The 20,078-nt window shown below is 71.9% G+C and carries 17 protein-coding genes and 1 pseudogene; 5 read left to right on the top strand and 13 right to left on the bottom strand.

Translation table 11 applies throughout. The features are described 5' to 3' along the window. Positions 1-464 (bottom strand): annotated as a pseudogene (locus AMK31_RS35195) (IS5 family transposase); the annotation flags it as partial. A 68-nt stretch (positions 465-532) separates the two neighbouring features. Between AMK31_RS35195 and AMK31_RS35190 the strand changes: the two are divergent. Beyond that, complete coding sequence (locus tag AMK31_RS35190; protein ID WP_073944813.1) at positions 533-1,012, top strand: PPOX class F420-dependent oxidoreductase; 480 nt, start codon at positions 533-535, stop codon at positions 1,010-1,012. 7 nt (positions 1,013-1,019) lie between these two features. Here the strand turns inward: AMK31_RS35190 and AMK31_RS35185 are convergent, their stop codons facing one another. The 10 genes from AMK31_RS35185 to AMK31_RS35140 form a co-directional block, all read right to left on the bottom strand. Beyond that, complete coding sequence (locus AMK31_RS35185; protein WP_073944812.1) at positions 1,020-1,766, bottom strand: TetR/AcrR family transcriptional regulator; 747 nt, start codon at positions 1,764-1,766, stop codon at positions 1,020-1,022. 105 nt (positions 1,767-1,871) lie between these two features. Further along, complete coding sequence (locus tag AMK31_RS35180) at positions 1,872-3,344, bottom strand: MFS transporter (protein ID WP_107468816.1); 1,473 nt, start codon at positions 3,342-3,344, stop codon at positions 1,872-1,874. A 73-nt stretch (positions 3,345-3,417) separates the two neighbouring features. Next, on the bottom strand, positions 3,418-5,592 hold the full coding sequence (locus AMK31_RS35175; protein ID WP_073944810.1) for an ArnT family glycosyltransferase: 2,175 nt from the start codon (positions 5,590-5,592) through the stop codon (positions 3,418-3,420). Next, positions 5,589-6,905 carry a bifunctional glycosyltransferase family 2/GtrA family protein gene (locus tag AMK31_RS35170; protein WP_073944809.1) on the bottom strand — a complete coding sequence of 439 codons (1,317 nt, stop codon included), beginning with the start codon at positions 6,903-6,905 and terminating at the stop codon, positions 5,589-5,591. The genes AMK31_RS35175 and AMK31_RS35170 overlap by 4 nt, the downstream gene beginning before the upstream one ends. A gap of 14 nt (positions 6,906-6,919) precedes the next feature. After that, on the bottom strand, positions 6,920-8,530 hold the full coding sequence (locus AMK31_RS35165) for a sensor histidine kinase (RefSeq protein WP_073944808.1): 1,611 nt from the start codon (positions 8,528-8,530) through the stop codon (positions 6,920-6,922). After that, positions 8,527-9,267, bottom strand: a complete 741-nt coding sequence (locus AMK31_RS35160; RefSeq protein WP_073944823.1) for a response regulator transcription factor — start codon at positions 9,265-9,267, stop codon at positions 8,527-8,529. Before AMK31_RS35160 ends, AMK31_RS35165 begins: the two co-directional genes overlap by 4 nt. 93 nt (positions 9,268-9,360) lie before the next feature. After that, entirely contained in the window at positions 9,361-9,837 is a 477-nt protein-coding gene (locus AMK31_RS35155; protein WP_073944807.1) for a hypothetical protein, read from the bottom strand. A gap of 32 nt (positions 9,838-9,869) precedes the next feature. Then, positions 9,870-10,748: a DUF2797 domain-containing protein gene (locus AMK31_RS35150; RefSeq protein ID WP_073944806.1), complete on the bottom strand. Its 879-nt coding sequence runs from the start codon at positions 10,746-10,748 to the stop codon at positions 9,870-9,872. A gap of 203 nt (positions 10,749-10,951) precedes the next feature. Further along, positions 10,952-12,712, bottom strand: a complete 1,761-nt coding sequence (locus AMK31_RS35145; protein WP_073944805.1) for an SDR family oxidoreductase — start codon at positions 12,710-12,712, stop codon at positions 10,952-10,954. Then, positions 12,709-13,566, bottom strand: coding sequence for a M24 family metallopeptidase (locus tag AMK31_RS35140; RefSeq protein WP_073944804.1), 858 nt, complete (start codon positions 13,564-13,566; stop codon positions 12,709-12,711). The genes AMK31_RS35145 and AMK31_RS35140 overlap by 4 nt, the downstream gene beginning before the upstream one ends. A gap of 224 nt (positions 13,567-13,790) precedes the next feature. On the opposite strand from AMK31_RS35140, the gene AMK31_RS35135 reads away from it, so the two are divergent. Genes AMK31_RS35135 through AMK31_RS35120 form a run of 4 tightly spaced genes read left to right on the top strand, consistent with a single transcriptional unit; the run spans position 13,791 to position 17,304 of the window. After that, positions 13,791-14,753 (top strand): ABC transporter ATP-binding protein, encoded by a 963-nt coding sequence (locus AMK31_RS35135; RefSeq protein ID WP_073944803.1) that lies wholly within the window; start codon positions 13,791-13,793, stop codon positions 14,751-14,753. Next, the gene (locus tag AMK31_RS35130) at positions 14,743-15,666 is read left to right on the top strand and encodes a hypothetical protein (RefSeq protein WP_073944802.1); all 924 of its coding nucleotides are present in this window, start codon (positions 14,743-14,745) and stop codon (positions 15,664-15,666) included. Before AMK31_RS35135 ends, AMK31_RS35130 begins: the two co-directional genes overlap by 11 nt. Then, positions 15,663-16,574: an ABC transporter ATP-binding protein gene (locus tag AMK31_RS35125; protein WP_073944801.1), complete on the top strand. Its 912-nt coding sequence runs from the start codon at positions 15,663-15,665 to the stop codon at positions 16,572-16,574. Before AMK31_RS35130 ends, AMK31_RS35125 begins: the two co-directional genes overlap by 4 nt. Positions 16,575-16,584: 10 nt before the next feature. Continuing rightward, positions 16,585-17,304, top strand: coding sequence for an ABC transporter permease subunit (locus tag AMK31_RS35120; protein ID WP_073944800.1), 720 nt, complete (start codon positions 16,585-16,587; stop codon positions 17,302-17,304). A gap of 298 nt (positions 17,305-17,602) precedes the next feature. Here AMK31_RS35120 and AMK31_RS35115 read toward each other — a convergent pair whose 3' ends face one another. Both AMK31_RS35115 and serS read right to left on the bottom strand, forming a co-directional pair. Beyond that, on the bottom strand, positions 17,603-18,412 hold the full coding sequence (locus tag AMK31_RS35115; RefSeq protein ID WP_073944799.1) for an HAD family hydrolase: 810 nt from the start codon (positions 18,410-18,412) through the stop codon (positions 17,603-17,605). Further along, entirely contained in the window at positions 18,409-19,686 is a 1,278-nt protein-coding gene (gene serS, locus AMK31_RS35110) for a serine--tRNA ligase (protein WP_073944798.1), read from the bottom strand. The genes AMK31_RS35115 and serS overlap by 4 nt, the downstream gene beginning before the upstream one ends. Positions 19,687-20,078: the final 392 nt, after the last annotated feature.

The following is a 20,078-nucleotide window of genomic DNA, read 5'->3' as shown; positions in this document are numbered from 1 at the left end:
GTTGACGTTGCCGGCGGTGATCGTGAAGGCGAGCGGCCGGCCCTGCCCGTCGCAGGCGAGGTGGATCTTTGTGGTCAGCCCGCCGCGGGACCGGCCGATCGCCTCGCCCGGCCAGAGCCCCCTTTTCGGGCCCCGGCCGCATGCTGGTGGGCCCGCACGGTCGTGGAGTCGACACATGCCACGGTCCAGTCGACGGCACCGACGGCGTCGGAGTGCTGTTGGACGTGGGCCAGCAGCCGGTCCCAGGTGCCGTCGGCCGACCAGCGGCGGAAGCGTTCGTAGACCGTCTTCCACGGGCCGTAGCGTTCGGGCAGGTCCCGCCACGCCGCCCCGGTGGACAGCTTCCACAGGACACCGTTGACCACCTGACGGCGATCACGCACCGGACGGCCCATTCGAGGCGGGGCCAGCAACGGCTCGATCACCGCCCACAACTCATCAGTCAGCTCATGACGACGCACCACGAACAGACCAACGCGCCAACCACTTTGCGGACACGCCCTAGGGCCTGCCCCAGTCGTAGGCTGCGATCATGGCACCGAACATCGCGACCAACACCCGCGTATCGCTGACCGAGCTGCTGGACTTCGTACGTCCCCGCCACCGTGCCCTGCTGATCACCCGCCGTGCCGACGGCAGCCCCCAGGCGTCCCCGCTGACCTGCGGTGTCGACGACTCCGGGCGGATCGTGGTGTCCACCTACCCCGAGCGCGCCAAGACCCGGAACGCCAAGCGGGACGCCCGGGTCAGCGTGGTCGTGCTGAGCGACGACTGGAACGGGCCCTGGGTACAGATCGACGGGACCGCCGAGGTCGTCGACTCGCCCGAGTCCGTCGAGCCGCTCGTGGAGTACTACCGGAACATCGCCGGTGAGCACCCGGACTGGGACGAGTACCGGGAGGCGATGGTCAAGCAGGGCAAGTCGATCATCCGGATCACCCCCGAGCGGTGGGGGCCGGTCGCGACGGGCGGGTTCCCGGCGCGGCTGGTGTCCGGCGAGGGCGGGCAGTAGGCCGGGCTCAGCCCCGTTCGACCATCGCCTCGATGCCCGCGACCAGCAGGTCCAGGGCGTAGGTGAAGTCCCGGTCCAGCATCTCCTCGACCGTGTCGCCGCCGCGGGCCGCCATGATGTCCTTGGACTCCTGGAGGACCTCGGCGGTCTCCGGCACCTCGCTCACCGAGCGCATGGCCTGCTCGAAGTAGTCGTCCGGGCTCACCCCGGCGTCCGCGACGCGGGCGAAGAAGTGGCCCTCGATCGTGCCGTAGCCGTAGACGAACTGGAAGACCGCCGAGATCGCGCTGGTCACCCGGTGCGCGGGCATTCCGGTCCGGCGGATCACCCGCTGCACGACCCGGGAGAAGGCGAGCGAGTTGGGGCCGATGTTGAGGTACGTGCCGGCGAGCGGCGACAGCCATGGGTGGCGCACCAGCAGCGAGCGGTACTCGGCGGCCAGCCCGCGCAGCTGGTCGCGCCAGTCGTCGCCGGCGTCCGGGTCGGGCAGCCGCAGCTCGCCGTAGACGGCGTCCAGGGCGAGTTCGAGCAGGTCGTCCTTGGTGTCGACGTACCAGTACACGGACATGGCCGTCACGTTCAGCTCGGCGGCCAGCCGCCGCATGGAGAACCTGGCCAGTCCCTCCGCGTCCAGCAGCCGCACGGTCACCTCGGTGATCCGCTCCCGGTCCAGCCCGGACGGCTGCCCCCCGCCGCGCCGACGACGCGCCTCGCCCAGCCAGACGCTGGCCCGCGCCCCCGAGTCCTTCGCCATACCGTTCCTCACCTTCCAGCGCGGGTTCCGTGAGGCACCCTAGGGGGTCTGCGCGAACGACCGCGACGAACCCGCGGCCGCCGACGCGCGGCGTCCCCCAGGCTCTCAGGCCTCTTCCCGCTCGGCCCGCCGCAGCAACACCGCGGCGACCACACCACCGAGCAACACCGCCACGGCACCGACCAGCTGACTGACCGACAACCCGTCGGCATACGCGTCGATCACCCGCTCCCGCTCCGCGGCGGTGCCGGCCGCCGCCAGCGCCACCGGCAGGGATACCGCCGCGAACCGGGAGTTCAGCACCGCGCCCAGCACGGCCACCCCCAGCCCGTTGCCGAACTCGGCCAGCGTGCCGTTGACGCCGGCGCCGACCCCGGCCTTGGCCGGCGGGATGGCGCTCATGACGGCGTGGGCCATCGCGGGGTTGGCGACCGCGCAGCCCACCCCGATCAGCACCAGCCCGAGCAGCATCCCGGCGTATCCGGCGGATCCGAGCGTGGCGATCGACACCAGGCCCGCGGACATCAGCACCATGCCGAGCGCGACGGACACCGGGGTGCCGAGCCTGGTCAGCCACTTGGCGGACAGCCCGGAGAAGTTCAGCACGACGACCACCAGCGCCAGCGGCGCCGTCCGCAGCCCCGCCTCCAGGGGGCCGTAGCCGAGTACGAACTGCAGGTGCTGGGTGAGCAGGAACAGCGCTCCGCCCATGCCGAAGGTGATCAGCACCGCGCCGGCGACCGCGCCGGTGAACCGGCGGTCGCGGAAGAAGTGCATGTCGAGCATGGGGTACGGGATCCGGCTCTCCCACCAGGCGAACAGGGCGAGTACGACGACGGCGACGCCGCCGCTGGACAGCACCCGGCCCGAGGACCAGCCGTGCTCCGGCCCGGAGATGATCGCGAAGACCAGCGACGACATGCCGATGGTGGAGAGCACCGCGCCGAGCAGGTCCGGCCGGTCGCCCCGCGGATTCCTGGACTCGGGGACCAGCGCGACCACGGCGGCCAGTCCGAGCGCCGCCACGGGGAGGTTGATCAGGAAGATCGCGCCCCACCAGTAGTGGTCGAGCATGAAACCGCCGACCAGCGGGCCGGTCGCGAAGCCGAGCGCGTTGACCGCGCTCCAGATGCCGATCGCCTTGGGGTGCTCCTCCGGCGTGAAGATCTGCATGGCGACGGCGAGGGTGGTGGTCAGCAGCAGCGCGCCGCCCACGCCCATGCCGGCCCGCGCCGCGATGAGCTGGGCGGTGGAGTCGGCGAGTCCGGCGGCCAGCGAGCCCGCGCCGAACAGGGCGAGCCCGGTGATCAGCATCTTCTTGCGGCCGTAGCGGTCGGCGGCGCTGCCCGCGGTGAGCAGCAGACCCGACTGGACCAGCGAGTAGGCGTTGATCATCCACTGGATGTCGGACGTGGCGGCCCCCAGTTCCTCGGTGAGGGAGGGGATCGCCACGTTCAGGACGGTGTTGTCGAGCAGCACCGTGAGCTGTGCGAGACAGATGACGCCGAGGATCAGCCAGCGTTGCGGGTGGCCGCCCCGGGTGTCCTGCGGGGACCGCACCTGGGAGGTCGATGACATGCTGTACACCGTATAGGGACTCCCATACGGTGTACAGCAATTATCGGGCCGAGGGCCGAGATGTCGGTGCCGGTCAGCTCCCGCTCTTCGGCTGGGTCAGGTCGTAGAAGGTGGCCGAGCCGGCCGTCACCTCCTCGAAGTTCTCCTCGACCCAGGAGCTGATCTGCGAGGAGCTGCCGTCGGCGCCGCCGCCCGGGCCGCCGCCCATGCCGCTCGCGATGAAGTAGTGGATCCTGCCGTCCGCCACGTACTGCTTGAACCGGGCGAGCGTCGGGGACGGGTCGGTGCCGTTGAAGCCGCCGATCGCCATCACCGGCTCGCCGGTCGCCAGCTGGTAGCTCGCGGCGTTCTGGGAGCCGATGGCCGCGGCCGCCCAGGTGTAGTCCCCGGCGTTCGCCTCCAGCAGCTCCTTGGCCTCGTCGGAGACGGAGGCGCCGTTGAGGAGGCCGCCCATGCCGCCGCCGCCCATGCCGCCCCCCTCGCCCGTCTGGCCGCCGGGGGCCTGGCCGCCGGGCGTCTGGTTCTGCGGGCCGCCTTGCCGGCCCTGCTGGTTCTGGCCGCCGCCGGGGAACCCGCCGCCGAAGCCGCCCGCCGGGGGCTGGCCCATGCCGCCGCCCTGCTGACCCTGCCGGCCCTGCTGACCGCCCTGCTGACCGTCCTGCTGGTTCTGGCCCCCGCCCGGGAAGCCGCCGCCCCCGCCGGGACGCCCGCCGCCCATGCCTCCCATGCCGCCCGCGACCGACGGGCCCGCCGTGACGATGGAGCCGCTGTGGCCCTCGCCGAGGGTGGTGAGGCTGTACGCCGCCGGACCGGCCACCCCGGTCACGACGCTCAGCGCGACCACGCCGAGGGCCACCCGGCGGCCCAGCCGGTTCGCGAAGAGCAGGCCGAGCGCGGCGAGCAGGCCGCCGACGAGGACCAGCCACTTCAGCCACGGCAGGTAGTCGGAGGAGCGGTCGAGCAGGACGTATCCCCACGCCGCGGTGGCCGTCATCGCCGCCGCCAGGGTCGGCGAGGCCCAGGCCCGGCCGCGCTCCGCCCACAGCAGGGCCGCGCCCATGCCGGCCAGCGGGGCGATGTACGGGGCGAGGGCGACGGTGTAGTACTCGTGGAAGATGCCCTGCATGAAGCTGAAGATCACCATGGTGATCAGCAGGGAGCCGCCCCAGAGCAGGAACGCGGCGCGCGTGGCGTCCGTGCGCTTCAGCCGACGGGTGGCGAACAGCGCGCCGACGAGGAGGATCAGCGCGGCCGGGATCAGCCAGGAGATCTGGCCGCCGATGTTCGAGCCGAACATCCGGTCCCAGCCGGTCTCGCCCCAGCCGCCGCCCCCGTTGCCGCCACCGCCGCCGACACTGCCGGTCTCCTCGCCGTTGATGCGGCCGAGGCCGTTGTAGCCGAAGGTCAGCTCCAGGAAGGAGTTGTTCTGCGAGCCGCCGATGTACGGCCGCGAGGACGCCGGCCACAGCTCGACGACCGCCACCCACCAGCCGCCCGCGACGACCATCGCCGCACCGGCGAGCAGCACCTGCCCGATCCGCTTCCTCAGCGGCGCGGGCGCCAGGGCGACGTAGACGAGCGCGAGCACCGGCAGGATCAGGAACGCCTGGAGCGTCTTCACCAGGAAGGCGAGGCCGACCGCCGTACCGGCGAGGAGCAGCCACTTGGTCCGGGCCTTCTCCAGGGCGCGCTGCGTGCAGTACACGGCGGTGGCCATCAGCAGGGCGAGCGCCGCGTCCGGGTTGTTGAAGCGGAACATCAGCGCGGCGACCGGGGTGAGCGCGAACACCGCCATGGTGAGCAGTCCGGCCGGCGCGGGGAAGCGGCGGCGCACCGACGCGTACAGCACGCCGGCCGTCGCCACCGCCATCAGCACCTGCGGGAACAGGACGGCGAAGGAGTTCAGGCCGAGGAGCCGCACCGACAGGGCCATCGGCCACAGGGCGGCCGGGGGCTTGTCGACGGTGATGGCGTTGCCCGCGTCCAGCGAGCCGAAGAAGAACGCCTTCCACGACTGGCTGCCCGCCTGGACGGCCGCGGAGTAGAAGGAGTTGGCGTAGCCGGACGCCGTCAGGTTCCAGGTGTAGAGCGCGCCGATGACGAGGAGCGCGCCGAGGAAGGCCGGGCGGACCCAGCGCGCGTCCTCGGGACGGCCGCGCCACAGCCGTCGTACGAACGACCGCTCCCGGGTCTGCGGCGAGGGCGCGGGGGTGTCGACGGGCGGGCCGTGCAGGGTGGTCGTGGTCATCGGAAGTCCCTTGGATCGGTGTCGTACGGACGCACCGGCTGCAACCGCATGGTGTCGTCCCCCCAGGTCGTGGTGGTGCGGTCCGGGAAGACCCAGGCCCGGAAGAGCAGGAAGCGCAGCACCGTCGCCGCGAGGTTCGCGGCGATCAGCACGGCGAGTTCGGTGGAGTGCGCGGGGTCGGGGGTGGCCGCGCCCAGGGCGGCGAGGGAGCCGCTGGTGAGGGCGAGACCGATGGCGAAGACCACCAGGCCCTGCGCCTGGTGCTTGACGGCCCCGCCGCGGCCGCGCACGCCGAAGGTGAGACGCCGGTTGGCCGCCGTGTTGGCGACGGCGGAGACGAGCAGGGCGAGCGCGTTGGCGATCTGCGACCCGGTGAAGGAGCGGAAGCCGCTGTAGAGGAGGAGGTAGAAGAGGGTGGACAGGGCGCCGACGAAGCAGAAGCCGAGGAGCTGGCGGGCCAGTCCCCTCGGGACGTCGGGCAGTTCGCGGTCGCGCGGGTCGTCGCCGAACGGCCGGGTGAGCCGGTCCAGCGGCAGCGAACCGGTGGCCAGGGCCTTGCCCACCCGCCAGACGCCCTTCAGGTCGTCGGTGGCGGTCCTGACGATGTGGACGGTGGAGTCGGGGTCGTCGACCCAGTCGACGGGCACCTCGTGGATCCGCAGGCCCGCCCGCTCGGCGAGCACCAGCATCTCGGTGTCGAAGAACCAGCCGGTGTCCTCCACCAGCGGCAGCAGCACCTGCGCGACGTCCCGGCGGATCGCCTTGAAACCGCACTGGGCGTCGGAGAAGCGCGCCTGCAGCGAGCCGCGCAGGATCAGGTTGTACGAGCGGCTGATGAACTCCCGCTTGGCGCCGCGCACCACGCGCGAGCCGCCGGCGAGCCGGGAACCTATCGCCAGGTCGGAGTGCCCGGAGATCAGCGGCGCGACCAGCGGCAGGAGCGCGTTGAGGTCGGTGGACAGGTCCACGTCCATGTAGGCGAGGACCGGCGCGTCCGAGGCCGACCAGACGGTGCGCAGGGCGCGCCCCCGGCCCTTCTGCTCCAGCCGCACGGACCGCACCTGCGGGATCCGGGCGGCCAGCCCGGCGGCGACCCGCGGGGTGGTGTCCGTCGACGCGTTGTCCGCGATCGTGATGCGGAACGCGTACGGGAAGGTGCGTGCCAGGTGCTCGTGCAGCCGCAGCACGCACGGCTGGAGGTCCTTCTCCTCGTTGTAGACGGGAATCACTACGTCCAGGACAGGCGTACCGGCTGCTGCGGCCGGGAGGTGCTCCCGCGCCGGCAGGGTGCCGGGAGAAGAGTCGGTTCGCATGGCACCGACTCTTCTCAACTCCCCTGTCGCACCCGTGTGGTGAGGCTGTGCCGTGCCTGTGAGTGCGGTTGCCGGTCCGTTTCGGCGGCTGTGGGCGTCGTGAGCGCCGGCAGGTGGACGGTGAAGACGGTCCGCCCGGGCACGCTGTCGACGGTCACCGCGCCGCCGTGCGCGGTCGCGACGGCCTGCACGATGGCCAGCCCGAGGCCCGTGGAGCCGGTGGCGCGGGAGCGCGCCGAGTCGCCGCGCGCGAACCGCTCGAAGACGTGCGGCAGCAGTTCGGGCGGGATGCCCTGACCGTCGTCCTGCACGTCCACGCACAGCCACGCACCGCTGCGCCGCACCCGCGCGGTGACCGTCGTACCGGGTGGGGTGTGGGTGCGGGCGTTGGCGAGCAGGTTGACGAGGACCTGCTGGAGCCGGGCCGCGTCCGCCGACACCGGCGCCGGCTCGTCCGGCAGCTCCAGCCGCCAGTTGTGGTCCCGTCCGGCGGCCCGCGCGTCGCTGATCGTGTCGACGACGAGCGGGACGAGGTCGGTCTGCTCGAACTGGAGCGGGCGTCCGGCGTCCAGCCGGGCGAGCAGCAGCAGGTCCTCGACCAGCAGGGTCATCCGGCCGGCCTCGGACTCGATCCGGCCCAGGGCGTGCCGGGTGTCCGGGCCGACCGCCTCCCGGCCGCGCCGGGTCAGCTCGGCGTAGCCGCGGATGGAGGCCAGGGGCGTCCTGAGTTCGTGGCTGGCGTCCGCGACGAACTGCCGTACCCGCGTCTCGCTCCGCTGGCGGGCGTGCAGGGCGCCGTGCACGTGGTCCAGCATCCGGTTCAGGGCCGCGCCCACCTGGCCGACCTCGGTGTGCGGGTCGCACTCCGACTCCGGTACCCGCTCGTCGAGGTTCACCTCGCCGCTGTGCAGCGGGAGTTCGGAGACCCGGGTGGCGGTCGCGGCGACCCTGCGCAGCGGGCGGGTGGCGACACCGACGATCACCACTCCGGCGAGGAAGGCGGCGGCCAGGCCGGCGGCGGTGACGCTGACCTCGACGATGATCAGGGTGTTGACGGTGCGGGTGACGTCGGAGGTCGGGATGGCGACGTAGTAGCTGCCGTTGGGGCCGGTCTGGTACCGCGCGAGGTATCCGCCGAGGCCGGGGATGTCCACGGTGTGCGCGTCGCCGTCCCGGGCGACCGAGCCGAGCGCCTCGGTCTGGGCGTCGCTCAGCGGCTCCGGGTTCAGCTGGGGCACGTTGTTGTCGTCGGCGGCCTTCTTGCCGACCTTGGCCTCGGCGATCGAGCCGTCGCGCACCTCGGCGGCGATGGTGCCGACGGGCTGCGGGCCACGGGCGACGAACTTGGTCAGGTCGATGTCCTCCGGCGGCTTGTCCTGCCCGCCGATCAGACCGGCGCCGCCGCCCCCGGTCACGTCCTTGTCGGGCGGGTCGAACCTGCCGGACGCGCGCGCGGCGACCTCCTTGAGCTGGCCGTCGAGCTGGCCGTAGAGATAGGAGCGCAGCGCGAGCGTCGTCACCGAGCCGATCACCGCGCAGACGACGGCGATCAGCACCACGGACGCGACGACGAGCCGCGTCCGCAGGGTGCGCGGCTGCGGACGCGGCCGTCGTCGCCCGCTCATGAGACGGCGGGCTTGATCAGGTAGCCGGCGCCGCGCCGGGTGTGGATCATCGGCTCGCGGCCGGCGTCGATCTTCCGCCGCAGGTAGGAGATGTACAGCTCGACGACATTGGCCTGCCCGCCGAAGTCGTACGACCAGACCCGGTCCAGGATCTGCGCCTTGCTGAGGACGCGCCGCGGGTTGCGCATGAGGAAGCGCAGCAGCTCGAACTCGGTCGCGGTGAGGTGGATGGAGTCCCCGCCGCGGGTGACCTCGTGGCTGTCCTCGTCCAGGGTGAGGTCGCCGACGACCAGCAGCGAGTCGGAACGCCGGTCGGCGGCGCCGGAGCGGCGGATCAGCCCGCGCAGCCGCGCGACGACCTCCTCCAGGCTGAACGGCTTGGTGACGTAGTCGTCGCCGCCGGCGGTCAGCCCGGCGATACGGTCCTCGACGGCGTCCTTGGCGGTCAGGAAGAGGACGGGGACGTCCGGCAGCTCGCGGCGCAGCCGCCCGAGCACGGTCAGGCCGTCCATGTCCGGCAGCATCATGTCCAGCACGACGGCGTCCGGACGGAACTCCCGCGCGGTCTGCACGGCACCGTGGCCGTCGCCCGCCGTCCGGATCTGCCAGCCCTCGTAGCGCAGGGCCATGGACAGCAGCTCGGTGATCGACAGCTCGTCGTCCACCACAAGCACCCGGACGGGGCTCCCGTCCGGCCTCAGCAGTTCGGTGCGCCCCTGGGGCGAGGTCGTGGTCATGCTGAACACCCTGTCGGGGCGCTCTGAGAGCGTCCTTTCGGCAACCTGTGATTTTCCTGAGAAACACACAGGCCGTGGACAGAGGTCTCTCAGCTACCGCACGGGTCCCTGCTCGTCCACGTGGAAGGCGGGAGTGCCGAGGAAGACGTCGGCGGCCGGTACCTCGCCGTAGGCGATGTTGAACGTGTCCAGCCAGTACGTCCAGTCCCGCATGCCGGCCGCGCTGCTGAACCGGTGGTTGAGCTGCCAGCGCACCCATTCGCCGGGCGCGAGCCGCACGGCGGGCGGGCGGCGGGGCCGCGGGGGCTGCCCGTACAGCGGCTCCACGCGGGGCAGCACCCGCAGCCGCCCGTCCCGCTCCCGCAGTTCCACGCCGACCCGTCTCGGCTCCGCCCACCCGTGCCGGGGCGTGAAGTCGTCCCACTCGTGCAGCCGCACCGTGTGGGCGCGGGCGGGGACGCCGTCCGGCAGGGCGAAGGCGACGGGTACGGCGTTCCGCCGGACGGCGGCCGGGCCGCCGCGGGACCGCTTGGTCCACAGCGTGCGCACCCACTGCACGGTGATGTCCACGCCCGTTCCTCCTCCCGTCGCCGCGCCCGGTGTCAGAAGAGCCCGCCCTGCTCATGGGCCGGCGCGCCGCGCAGCTCCCGCACCGGCACCGACAGCTCGTCACCCCCAGCGGACACCAGGTCCCAGCCCGTCATCAACCGGATATCGAGTACGACGACCCGGCCGCCGCCCGTCGCCACATGCAGGTCGGGCCCGGCCGCCGCGACCAGCTCCCCGCTCACCGCCCCGCCGGGCACCAGCTCGGTCACCTCCGCCACGGCGGGGGGCGCGGCGGCGAGCCCGAAGGCCCGGACGTGGTCGACGGGCCGGAACGGCTCCGGGGCCAGGGACTCCGGCCAGCCGGGCAGGGCCACCGCGCGGGCGTGCAGCTCGGCCGGCTCGGCGGCCCGCTCGGCCTCCGTCGCCGGCAGCGCGGCCCGCACGGCCCGCTTCTCGGCGTACGCAATCCGGTCCGGCACGCCCAGCGCGGCCCGCAGCAGCTCCTCCGTCCGCCGCGCGGCCATCAGCGGCCCGGCGCCGAGCCAGCTGAAACAGACCGCGCCCTGCTCCAGCAGCCGCGCGGAGCCCCGTTCCACGGCGGTGATGCCGACCTTGGTCATGCCGGGCCCGAACCAGGCCAGGTAGACGTGGTACGGCCGTGGATCGTCGGCGACCGTGTCGGCGGCCACCGAGTGCGCCCGCTCCAGCCGCGCGCACTCCTCGCACCGCCCGCCGGTACTCCGGCCCGCCACCACGGCCCGCACCGGGCACCCGTGCCCCCGCGCCCCGAGACACCTGCGCTCACCCCCGTCCACCACCCGGAACGCCACCCGCCGCCCCCAGCCCAGCGCACTGCGCCGTCCCCCGCCCCACCGGAGGACGGGTCCGCTGTCCGTCCACCGGAGACCGACGCATGTCCATGTCCGTGCCATCACTTGCGAGCGTAGGGGCAGGCACTGACAACGCGATGCGCCGCAGGTGGGGGCCCTGAGGTCTGGCCACCGGCAGGCAGTGACCACCGGCAGCCGCCGACGGCGACGGCATCCCACGGGGGCCACCCGCACCCGACGACGAAGTTCGACGGGTGCGGGTGGGAACCCTCGACGGCCGAAGGCGAAGCCGAGGCCGAGCCGGACTACAACCGCGGCTCCACCCGAGCCACCCTCCGCAATACCCCCGGCAGGAACCGCGCCAGCAGATGCGCCCCGCGGGCCTCGGGAGTCACCGGCACCACGGCCTGGTCCTCGACCACCGCCCGCAGGACCGCGTCGGCGACCTTCTCCGGCGGGTAGTTCCGCAGCCCGTACAGCCGGGCGGTCCGCTTCTGCCGCCGCCGCTCCTCCTCCGCGTCGACCCCCGCGAACCGCGCCGTGGCGGTGATGCTGGTGTTCACCAGCCCCGGGCAGATCGCGCTGACCCCGATGCCCTGCCCGGCCAGCTCCGCTCGCAGACACTCGCTCAGCATCAGCACCGCCGCCTTGGAGGTGCTGTACGCCGGCAGCACCTTGGACGGCTGGTACGCCGCCGCGGACGCGGTGTTGACGATGTGCCCGCCCTGGCCCCGCTCCGCCATCTGCTTCCCGAATAGCCTGCACCCGTGGATGACACCCCACAGGTTCACGTCGAGGACCTTCTTCCAGTCCTCGGGCGTGGTGTCGAAGAAGGACCCCGACAGCCCGATCCCGGCGTTGTTGACCAGCACGTCCACCACGCCGTACTCGGCGGCGACCTTCTCCGCGAGCTTCTCCATGCCCTGCTCGTCGGAGACGTCCACGGTCTCCGCCCACGCCGCCGGCGCTCCCAGCAGCCGCGCCATCTCCGCCGTACGCGCCGCCGTCTCCGCGTCCCGGTCGACGGCGATCACCCGCGCCCCGGCCTCGGCGAACGCGTACGCCGTGGCCCGCCCGATGCCGCTGCCGGCGCCGGTGACCAGCACCAGCTGGCCGCCGAACCGTTCGGCGTAGCGTCCCTTGCCGGTGGCCGGGGCGGTCCGTCCGCCCTCCACGCCGGTGACGAACTCCTCGATCCACGCGGCCAGCCGGTCGGGCCGCGTCCGGGGCACCCAGTGCTTCGCGGGCAGCGTACGCCGGGTCAGCTGCGGCGCCCACTGCTCCAGTTCGTCGTACAGCCGCTCGGACAGGAACACGTCACCGACAGGGGTGATCAGCTGCACGGGCGCGTGCGCGTACGCGTCACCGCGCGGGCGCCGCAGCCGGGACCGCACGTTGTCGCGGTACAGCCAGGCGCCGTGGGCGGCGTCGGTGCGCAGCGAGGAGGTGGGGTAGTCGCCGGCCGGGACGTTCTCCAGCCGCGCCAGCATGCGCGGCCAGGCCTTGCCGAGGGGGCCGCGCCAGGCGAGTTCGGGCAGGGCGGGAGTGTGCAGCAGGTAGACGTACCAGGACTTGGCGCCCTGGCCGAGGAGCTGCCCGACCCGGCGGGGGGTGGGCCGCTTGAGGCGGTTGTTGATCCAGTGGCCGAAGTGGTCGAGGGAGGGCCCGGACATCGAGGTGAAGGAGGCGATCCGGCCCTCGGTGCGCTTGACCGTCACGAACTCCCAGGACTGCACCGAGCCCCAGTCGTGCCCCACCAGGTGCACCGGCCGGCCGGGGCTGACCGCGTCGGCGACGGCGAGGAAGTCGTCCGTCAGCTTCTCCAGCGTGAACCCGCCCCGCAGCGGCTGCGGCGCGGTCGAACGCCCGTGGCCGCGTACGTCGTACAGCACCACGTGGAAGCGGCCGGCGAGCCGCGTCGCCACCTCCGACCAGACCTCCTTGCTGTCGGGATAGCCGTGCACGAGGACCACCGTCGGCTGTTCGGGGTCGCCCAGCTCGGCCACGCACAGCTCGACGCCACCGGTCCGTATCCAGCGTTCCCGCGCGCCCCTGAGCACCGTCACTTCTCCTCCGTCCAGCGCCGCACGTGCGGCAGATCGTCGTCCAGCCAGAAGGCGCTCTCCTCGGGGTCCCGGGAGTCGGTGACGACCAGGATCTCCTCGAACTTCGCGCCCGTTCCCCGGAAGCCGAGGTGGGGTTCGACCGCCCACAGGCCCGGCTGCGGCGGGTGGTCGGAGAAGCGGTACGGCGACCACAGCGGCGACCAGCCCTCCCGGTGGCCGTGCAGCGCGTCGGCCGCGAGCCCCTTCAGGGACTGGGTCCCGAACCCGAACAGCCGGGGCGAGAAGCGCCGTTCACGCACCCGGTCGACCTTGTGCGCGATCACCCCGAAGGGATACGCGCGGTGCCGGTTGGCGTAGCCCTGGCGGACCATGAGGCGGTCGACGTCCTCGTAGATCTCCCGCAGCGAGCGGCGCTCGCGCACCTCGCGCAGGATCAGCTCGCGGTGCGCCTCCAGGTCGGCCATCAGCTTGTTCTGCACGGGGTTGATGCCGAGCGAGCCGGAGTAGCCGATGTCGGCGGTGTGGCCCCGGTGAACGGGTGCCATGTCCAGGATGAACGGCATCCCGGGCTCCAGCCGGCGGTTGGTGGGGAAGAACTGGAGCGGGACGCGGAAGTTCACGAAGGCGGTGCGGTCGCCGAACCAGGCGAACGGCAGGTGGAACCAGTCCCGTACGCCCCGCGCGCCGAGCCATTCCCGCTGCATGCGCGCCGCCTCGCGCTCGGTCACGCCCGGCTTGAGCTGTGCGGCGACGGCCTCCGCGCACTCGTAGGCGAGCCGTTGGACCTGCCGGAACCCGTCCAGCTCCGCGGAGAGTGCCGCCGCTGAGAGTCCGCTTGTCAACGCCGTGGTCATGCCGGCTCCTTCGACTGCGCTACGCGCCCGTAACTTGACAGGCCTGAATCTCGCAGTTGTTAGAGTCCGCGTCAATAGGCGTGATCGCTCGCGCTCCGACGCGTGATCCGTAGCTCTCAGGCACTGCATCCCCTACGGGTCCGTACGACTGAAGGCTGACGCGAAGACGGCTCTGCGGGGTGACGCCCGGCGTGGTCCGCGTCACTACCTTCTATGACGTGACTGTGATCGCGACCGAAAGCCTGAGCAAGCGGTTCCCCCGGGTGACCGCGCTTGACCGGCTCTCCGTGGACGTCGGGCCCGGTGTCACCGGACTCGTCGGAGCCAACGGTGCCGGCAAGTCCACACTGATCAAGATCCTGCTGGGTCTGTCCCCGGCCACCGAGGGCCGCGCCGAGGTGCTCGGCCTCGACGTCGCCACCGAGGGCGCCGCCATCCGCGAGCGCGTCGGCTACATGCCGGAGCACGACTGCCTGCCGCCCGACGTCTCGGCCACCGAGTTCGTCGTCCACATGGCCCGCATGTCCGGCCTCCCGCCCGCCGCCGCCCGCGAACGCACCGCGGACACCCTGCGGCACGTGGGGCTGTACGAGGAGCGCTACCGCCCCATCGGCGGCTACTCCACGGGCATGAAGCAGCGCGTCAAACTCGCCCAGGCCCTGGTGCACGACCCGCGGCTGGTCTTCCTGGACGAGCCGACCAACGGGCTGGACCCGGTCGGCCGCGACGACATGCTCGCCCTGATCCGCCGCATCCACACCGACTTCGGCATCTCGGTCCTGGTCACCTCCCACCTGCTCGGCGAACTGGAACGCACCTGCGACCACGTGGTCGTCATCGACGGCGGCAAGCTGCTGCGCTCCAGCTCCACCACCGACTTCACCCAGACCACGACCACCCTGGCGATCGAGGTCACCGACAGCGACGAACACCCCGACGGCACCCGCGCGATGCGCGACGCCCTGCACGCCCGCGGGATCACCGCCGACCACGCCGGCGGCCTGCCCGGCGCAGGCCACGTCCTGCTCCTCACCGCCCAGGGCGAGGAGACCTACGACCTGGTCCGCGACATCGTCGCCGACCTCGGCCTCGGCCTGGTCCGCATGGAGCAGCGCCGTCATCACATCTCGGAGGTCTTCCAGGAGACCGGCGACCAGCGGAAGGAGGCCGTGGGCCATGGCGGTTGAGCATCCCCTGCCCACCTCGGACGCCCCGTCGGGCCCGGGCGACCAGAGCCGCATCCACAACATCGGCTACCGCGGTTACGACGGCCCCCGCCTGGGCCGCGCCTACGCCCGCCGCTCGCTCTACTCGCAGTCCCTGCGCGGCGCCTACGGCCTCGGCCGCTCGGCCAAGTCCAAGGTGCTGCCGATGCTGCTGTTCGTGGTGATGTGCCTGCCCGCGGGCATCATGGTCGCCGTGGCCGTCGCCACCAAGGCCGACGACCTCCCGGTCGACTACACCCGCTACGCGATCCTGATGCAGGCCGTGATCAGCCTCTACGTCGCCTCGCAGGCACCCCAGTCGGTCTCCCGCGACCTGCGCTTCAAGACCGTCCCGCTGTACTTCTCGCGGCCCATGGAGACCGCCGACTACGTCCGCGCCAAGTACGCGGCGCTGGCCTCGGCGCTGTTCCTGCTGACTGCCGCCCCGCTGCTCGTGCTCTACATCGGCGCGCTGCTCGCCAAGCTCGACTTCGCCGACCAGACCAAGGGATTCGCACAGGGACTCGTCTCCGTGGCACTGCTCTCGCTGCTCTTCGCCGGCATCGGCCTGGTCATCGCCGCGGTCACCCCGCGCCGCGGCTTCGGCATCGCGGCCGTGATCGCCGTACTGACCATCACCTACGGCGCGGTCACCACCCTCCAGGCCATCGCCTTCGAACAGGACACCACCGACGCCATCGCCTGGATCGGCCTCTTCTCGCCGATCACCCTCATCGAGGGCGTGCAGTCCGCCTTCCTGGGCGCCACCTCGACGTTCCCCGGCAACGTCGGCCCCGGTGACGGCCAGGGAGCCGTCTACGTCCTCGTCTCCCTCGGCCTCATCGCCGGCTGCTACGGCCTGCTGATGCGCCGCTACCGGAAGGTGGGCCTGTGACCACGCTCAGCATCGACCACGTCTCCCGCTGGTTCGGCAACGTGGTCGCCGTCAACGACATCACCATGACGATCGGCCCCGGCGTCACCGGCCTGCTCGGCCCCAACGGCGCCGGAAAGTCCACCCTCATCAACATGATGGGCGGCTTCCTCGCCCCCTCCACCGGCACGGTCACCCTCGACGGGCAGCCCGTGTGGCGCAACGAGCAGATCTACAAGCACATCGGCATCGTCCCCGAGCGCGAGGCGATGTACGACTTCCTCACCGGCCGCGAGTTCGTCCTCGCCAACGCCGAACTCCAGGGCCTGGACGCCAAGGCCGCCCAGAAGGCGCTGGCCACGGTGGAGATGGAGTACGCGCAGGACCGCAAGATCGCCACCTACTCCAAGGGCATGCGGCAGCGCGTGAAGATGGCCTCCGCGCTCGTCCACGACCCCTCGCTGCTGCTGCTCGACGAGCCGTTCAACGGCATGGACCCGCGCCAGCGCATGCAGCTCATGGACCTGCTCCGGCGCATGGGCGACGAGGGCCGCACGGTGCTGTTCTCCTCCCACATCCTCGAAGAGGTCGAGCAGCTGGCCTGGCACATCGAGGTCGTGGTCGCGGGCCGGCACGCGGCGAGCGGCGACTTCCGCAAGATCCGCCGTCTGATGACCGACCGTCCGCACCGCTACCTGGTCCGCTCAAGCGACGACCGCGCCCTCGCGGCCGCGCTCATCGCCGACCCGTCGACCTCCGGCATCGAGGTGGACCTCGCCGAGGGCGCGCTGCGGATCCAGGCCGTCGACTTCGGCCGCTTCACCGCCCTGCTGCCCCGGGTGGCCCGGGACCACGGCATCCGGCTGCTGACGGTCTCGCCGTCCGACGAGTCCCTCGAGTCCGTCTTCTCGTATCTGGTCGCGGCGTAGGAGGCCGAAGATGTACGACCCCACCGTCGCCCGGCTCACCTACCGGGCCCTGCTCGGCCGCCGCCGCGCGCTCATCCTCGGCGCGCTGCCGCTGCTGCTGATCGTCATCGCCGTCGCGGTGCGCGCCCTGTCCGGCGCCGACGACCAGACGGCCGTGAACGTCCTCGGCGGCTTCGCCCTCGCCACCATGGTCCCGATCATCGGCGTCATCGCCGGCACCGGCGCGATCGGCCCGGAGATCGACGACGGCTCCGTGGTGTACCTGCTGTCCAAGCCGCTGAAGCGGCCGACGATCATCTACACCAAACTCATCGTCGCGATCGCCGTGACCATGGTGTTCTCGGCGATCCCGACCCTCGTCGCGGGCCTGATCCTCAACGGCAACGGACAGCAGATCGCCGTCGCCTACACGGTGGCCGCGCTGGTGGCGTCCATCGCCTACGCGGCGCTGTTCCTGCTGCTCGGCACGGTCTCCCGGCACGCCGTGGTGTTCGGGCTGGTCTACGCCCTGGTCTGGGAGGCGCTGTTCGGCTCCCTGGTGCCCGGCGCCCGCACCCTCAGCGTCCAGCAGTGGTCGCTGGCGGTGGCCCAGAAGGTCTCCGGCGGAGATCTGATCACCTCGGACGTGGGGCTGACCACGGCGACGGTGCTGCTGGCCGCGGTGACCGTGCTCGCCACCTGGTACGCCGGGCAGAAACTGCGCTCCCTGACCCTCGCGGGCGAGGAGTAGCCGCCCCGCCGCGGACGGCCCCGTTAATCGGTGGCGCCCGACTCCTCACACCGGCACAGTGGTTGTCGTCCACCACGAACCGGGAGAGGAGTCCGGCGATGCCCATGCACGGCAGTACGCCGCACTCCCTTCAGGGCAGCCGCCGGCGGGCTCCGGAGTAGTCAGCACCCCTCCGTAGAGCCCGCCGCACACGGGGAGCTGCCCGGGGCGGCCGCTTCGAGCACGCGACGCACACTCGCGTGGGCCGCCCTTCCCGCCTTCGCCTCTGTTCGAAAGAGGCGTCCTGGGCAGCCCGAGGCTAGGCCAGCAGTCGTTCCAGCGCCACGGCGATCCCGTCCTCCTCGTTGGAGGACGTCACCTCGTCGGCGACCGCCTTCAGCTCCTCGTGGGCGTTGGCCATGGCCACGCCTCGGGCCGCCCAGCCGAACATCGGGATGTCGTTGGGCATGTCGCCGAAAGCGAGCGTGTCGGCCGCCTTCAGGCCCAGCCGCCGCGCCGCCAGGGACAGACCCGTGGCCTTGGACAGTCCGAGCGGCAGCAGCTCCACGATGCCCTCGCCCGCGATGAGGACGGTGACGAAACCGCCGGCCACCCGCGTGGCGATCGCGGCCAGCTCGTCGTCGTCGAGGGTGGGGTGCTGGATGTACAGCTTGTTCAGCGGCGCGGTCCACAGGTCGGAGGCGTCCGTGAACGGGACCGCCGGAAGGGTGCCCTGCACCTCGTAACCGGGGCCCACCAGCACATCGCCGTCCAGACCGTCCCGGCTCGCCGCCAGATACAGCGGGCCGGTCTCCGCCTCGATCTTGGCCAGCGCCACCCCGGCGAGCTGCCGGTCCAGCGTGACCGAGGTCAGCAGACGGTGCTCGCCGGCGTGGTACACCTGGGCGCCCTGGCCGCAGACGGCGAGGCCCTGGTAGCCGAGGTCGTCGAGAACGGGCCGGGTCCACGGGACCGCGCGCCCGGTGACGACGATGTGCGCGGCGCCCGCCGCGGTGGCCGCGGCGAGCGCGTCACGGGTGCGCCGCGACACCGTGTCGTCGGAGCGCAGCAGCGTTCCGTCGAGGTCGGTGGCGATCAGCCGGAACGGGAACCCGGAGGCCGTACTCACTTGGCGACCGGCTCCAGAACCTCACGTCCGCCCAGGTAGGGGCGCAGCACCTCGGGCACGCGCACCGAGCCGTCGGCCTGCTGGTGGTTCTCCAGGATCGCCACGATCGTGCGCGGCACGGCGCACAGGGTGCCGTTGAGCGTCGCCAGCGGCCGGACCTGCTTGCCGTCACGGACCCGGATCGACAGGCGGCGGGACTGGAACTCGGTGCAGTCCGAGGTCGAGGTCAGCTCGCGGTACTTGCCCTGGGTCGGGATCCACGCCTCGCAGTCGAACTTGCGGGAGGCCGAGGAACCCAGGTCGGCCGAGGCGACGTCGATGACGCGGAACGGCAGCTCGAGCGAGGTCAGCCACTGCTTCTCCCACTCCAGCAGGCGCTGGTGCTCCGCCTGCGACTCCTCCGGAGCCACGTAGGAGAACATCTCGACCTTGTCGAACTGGTGCACGCGGAAGATGCCGCGCGTGTCCTTGCCGTGCGAGCCGGCCTCGCGGCGGAAGCAGGGCGAGAAGCCCGCGTAACGCAGCGGGAGGCGGTCGGCCTCGATGATCTCGTCCATGTGGTAGGCCGCGAGGGCCACCTCGGAGGTGCCGACCAGGTACAGGTCGTCGTTCGGCAGGTGGTACACGTCCTGCGCGGCCTGGCCGAGGAAGCCGGTGCCGGCCATCGACTGCGGGCGCACCAGCGCGGGCGTCAGCATCGGGGTGAAGCCCGCCGCCGTGGCCTGCGCCATCGCGGCGTTGACCAGCGCGAGCTCCAGCAGCGCGCCGACGCCGGTGAGGAAGTAGAAGCGGGAGCCGGAGACCTTCGCGCCGCGCTCGACGTCGATGGCGCCGAGGAGCTGGCCGAGCTCCAGGTGGTCCCTGGGCTCGAAGCCCTCCGCGCCGAAGTCGCGGATCGTGCCGTGCGTCTCCAGCGTGGCGAAGTCCTCCTCGCCGCCGACGGGCACGTCGGGGTGGACGAGGTTGCCGAGCTTGAGCAGCAGCTCCTGGGTCTCGGAGTCGGCGGCGTCGCGCTCGGCCTCGGCGGCCTTGACGTCGGCCTTGAGCTGTTCGGCCCGCTTCAGCAGCTCGGCCTTCTCTTCCGGCGAGGCCTTGGGGATGAGCTTGCCGAGCGACTTCTGCTCGGACCGCAGCTCGTCGAAGCGGACGCCGGACGACCTGCGCCGCTCGTCGGCAGACAGGAGAGCGTCGACGAGCGCGACGTCCTCTCCACGGGCGCGCTGGGACGCGCGCACACGGTCGGGGTCCTCACGGAGCAGGCGAAGGTCAATCACGCGCTCAAGGCTACCGGTGCGGGGTGACGGCTCACGACCCACTATTCCGCGTCGCCACTTACGTTCCGTTATGCGCCATTTGCCGACTGTGCTCTACGCTGTCAATAAAAAGGATCTCACCCCCCGGAACGGGGCACTCCGGAAGGTCGCCCGTTGACCGGAACCTTCTGGAATCCCTTGTGGCGGGCGGGACTTGAGGACCGTTCGTCCACAGGAATCCACAGCCGCGAAGAGTTATCCACAGGCTGTGCGAAAGATCTGTGGACACCGGAAGTGATCATTCCGAATCGGGCAAGCGGGACGAGGAATTCCAGATCCAAACCACCCCCGCCTCCACTTTCGAGTGGAATTGGGTCACCCCAAAGGATTGATCGAAGGAAACAGATGGACGA

The organism is Streptomyces sp. TSRI0107, from assembly GCF_001905845.1.
GTDB lineage: Bacteria > Actinomycetota > Actinomycetes > Streptomycetales > Streptomycetaceae > Streptomyces.
Note: the sequence above shows the minus strand (reverse complement) of the source record. Positions and strands in the feature narration are given on the sequence as shown.

Bases quoted from the DNA above. Each gene is read 5' to 3' on its own strand.
- AMK31_RS35175 (WP_073944810.1), bottom strand. From the start codon at position 5,592: ATGACCACGACCACCCTGCACGGCCCGCCCGTCGACACCCCCGCGCCC.
- AMK31_RS35150 (WP_073944806.1), bottom strand. From the start codon at position 10,748: ATGGCACGGACATGGACATGCGTCGGTCTCCGGTGGACGGACAGCGGA.
- AMK31_RS35185 (WP_073944812.1), bottom strand. From the start codon at position 1,766: ATGGCGAAGGACTCGGGGGCGCGGGCCAGCGTCTGGCTGGGCGAGGCG.
- AMK31_RS35120 (WP_073944800.1), top strand. From the start codon at position 16,585: ATGTACGACCCCACCGTCGCCCGGCTCACCTACCGGGCCCTGCTCGGC.
- AMK31_RS35130 (WP_073944802.1), top strand. From the start codon at position 14,743: ATGGCGGTTGAGCATCCCCTGCCCACCTCGGACGCCCCGTCGGGCCCG.
- AMK31_RS35180 (WP_107468816.1), bottom strand. From the start codon at position 3,344: ATGTCATCGACCTCCCAGGTGCGGTCCCCGCAGGACACCCGGGGCGGC.
- AMK31_RS35170 (WP_073944809.1), bottom strand. From the start codon at position 6,905: ATGCGAACCGACTCTTCTCCCGGCACCCTGCCGGCGCGGGAGCACCTC.
- AMK31_RS35190 (WP_073944813.1), top strand. From the start codon at position 533: ATGGCACCGAACATCGCGACCAACACCCGCGTATCGCTGACCGAGCTG.
- AMK31_RS35140 (WP_073944804.1), bottom strand. From the start codon at position 13,566: ATGACCACGGCGTTGACAAGCGGACTCTCAGCGGCGGCACTCTCCGCG.
- AMK31_RS35160 (WP_073944823.1), bottom strand. From the start codon at position 9,267: ATGACCACGACCTCGCCCCAGGGGCGCACCGAACTGCTGAGGCCGGAC.
- AMK31_RS35165 (WP_073944808.1), bottom strand. From the start codon at position 8,530: ATGAGCGGGCGACGACGGCCGCGTCCGCAGCCGCGCACCCTGCGGACG.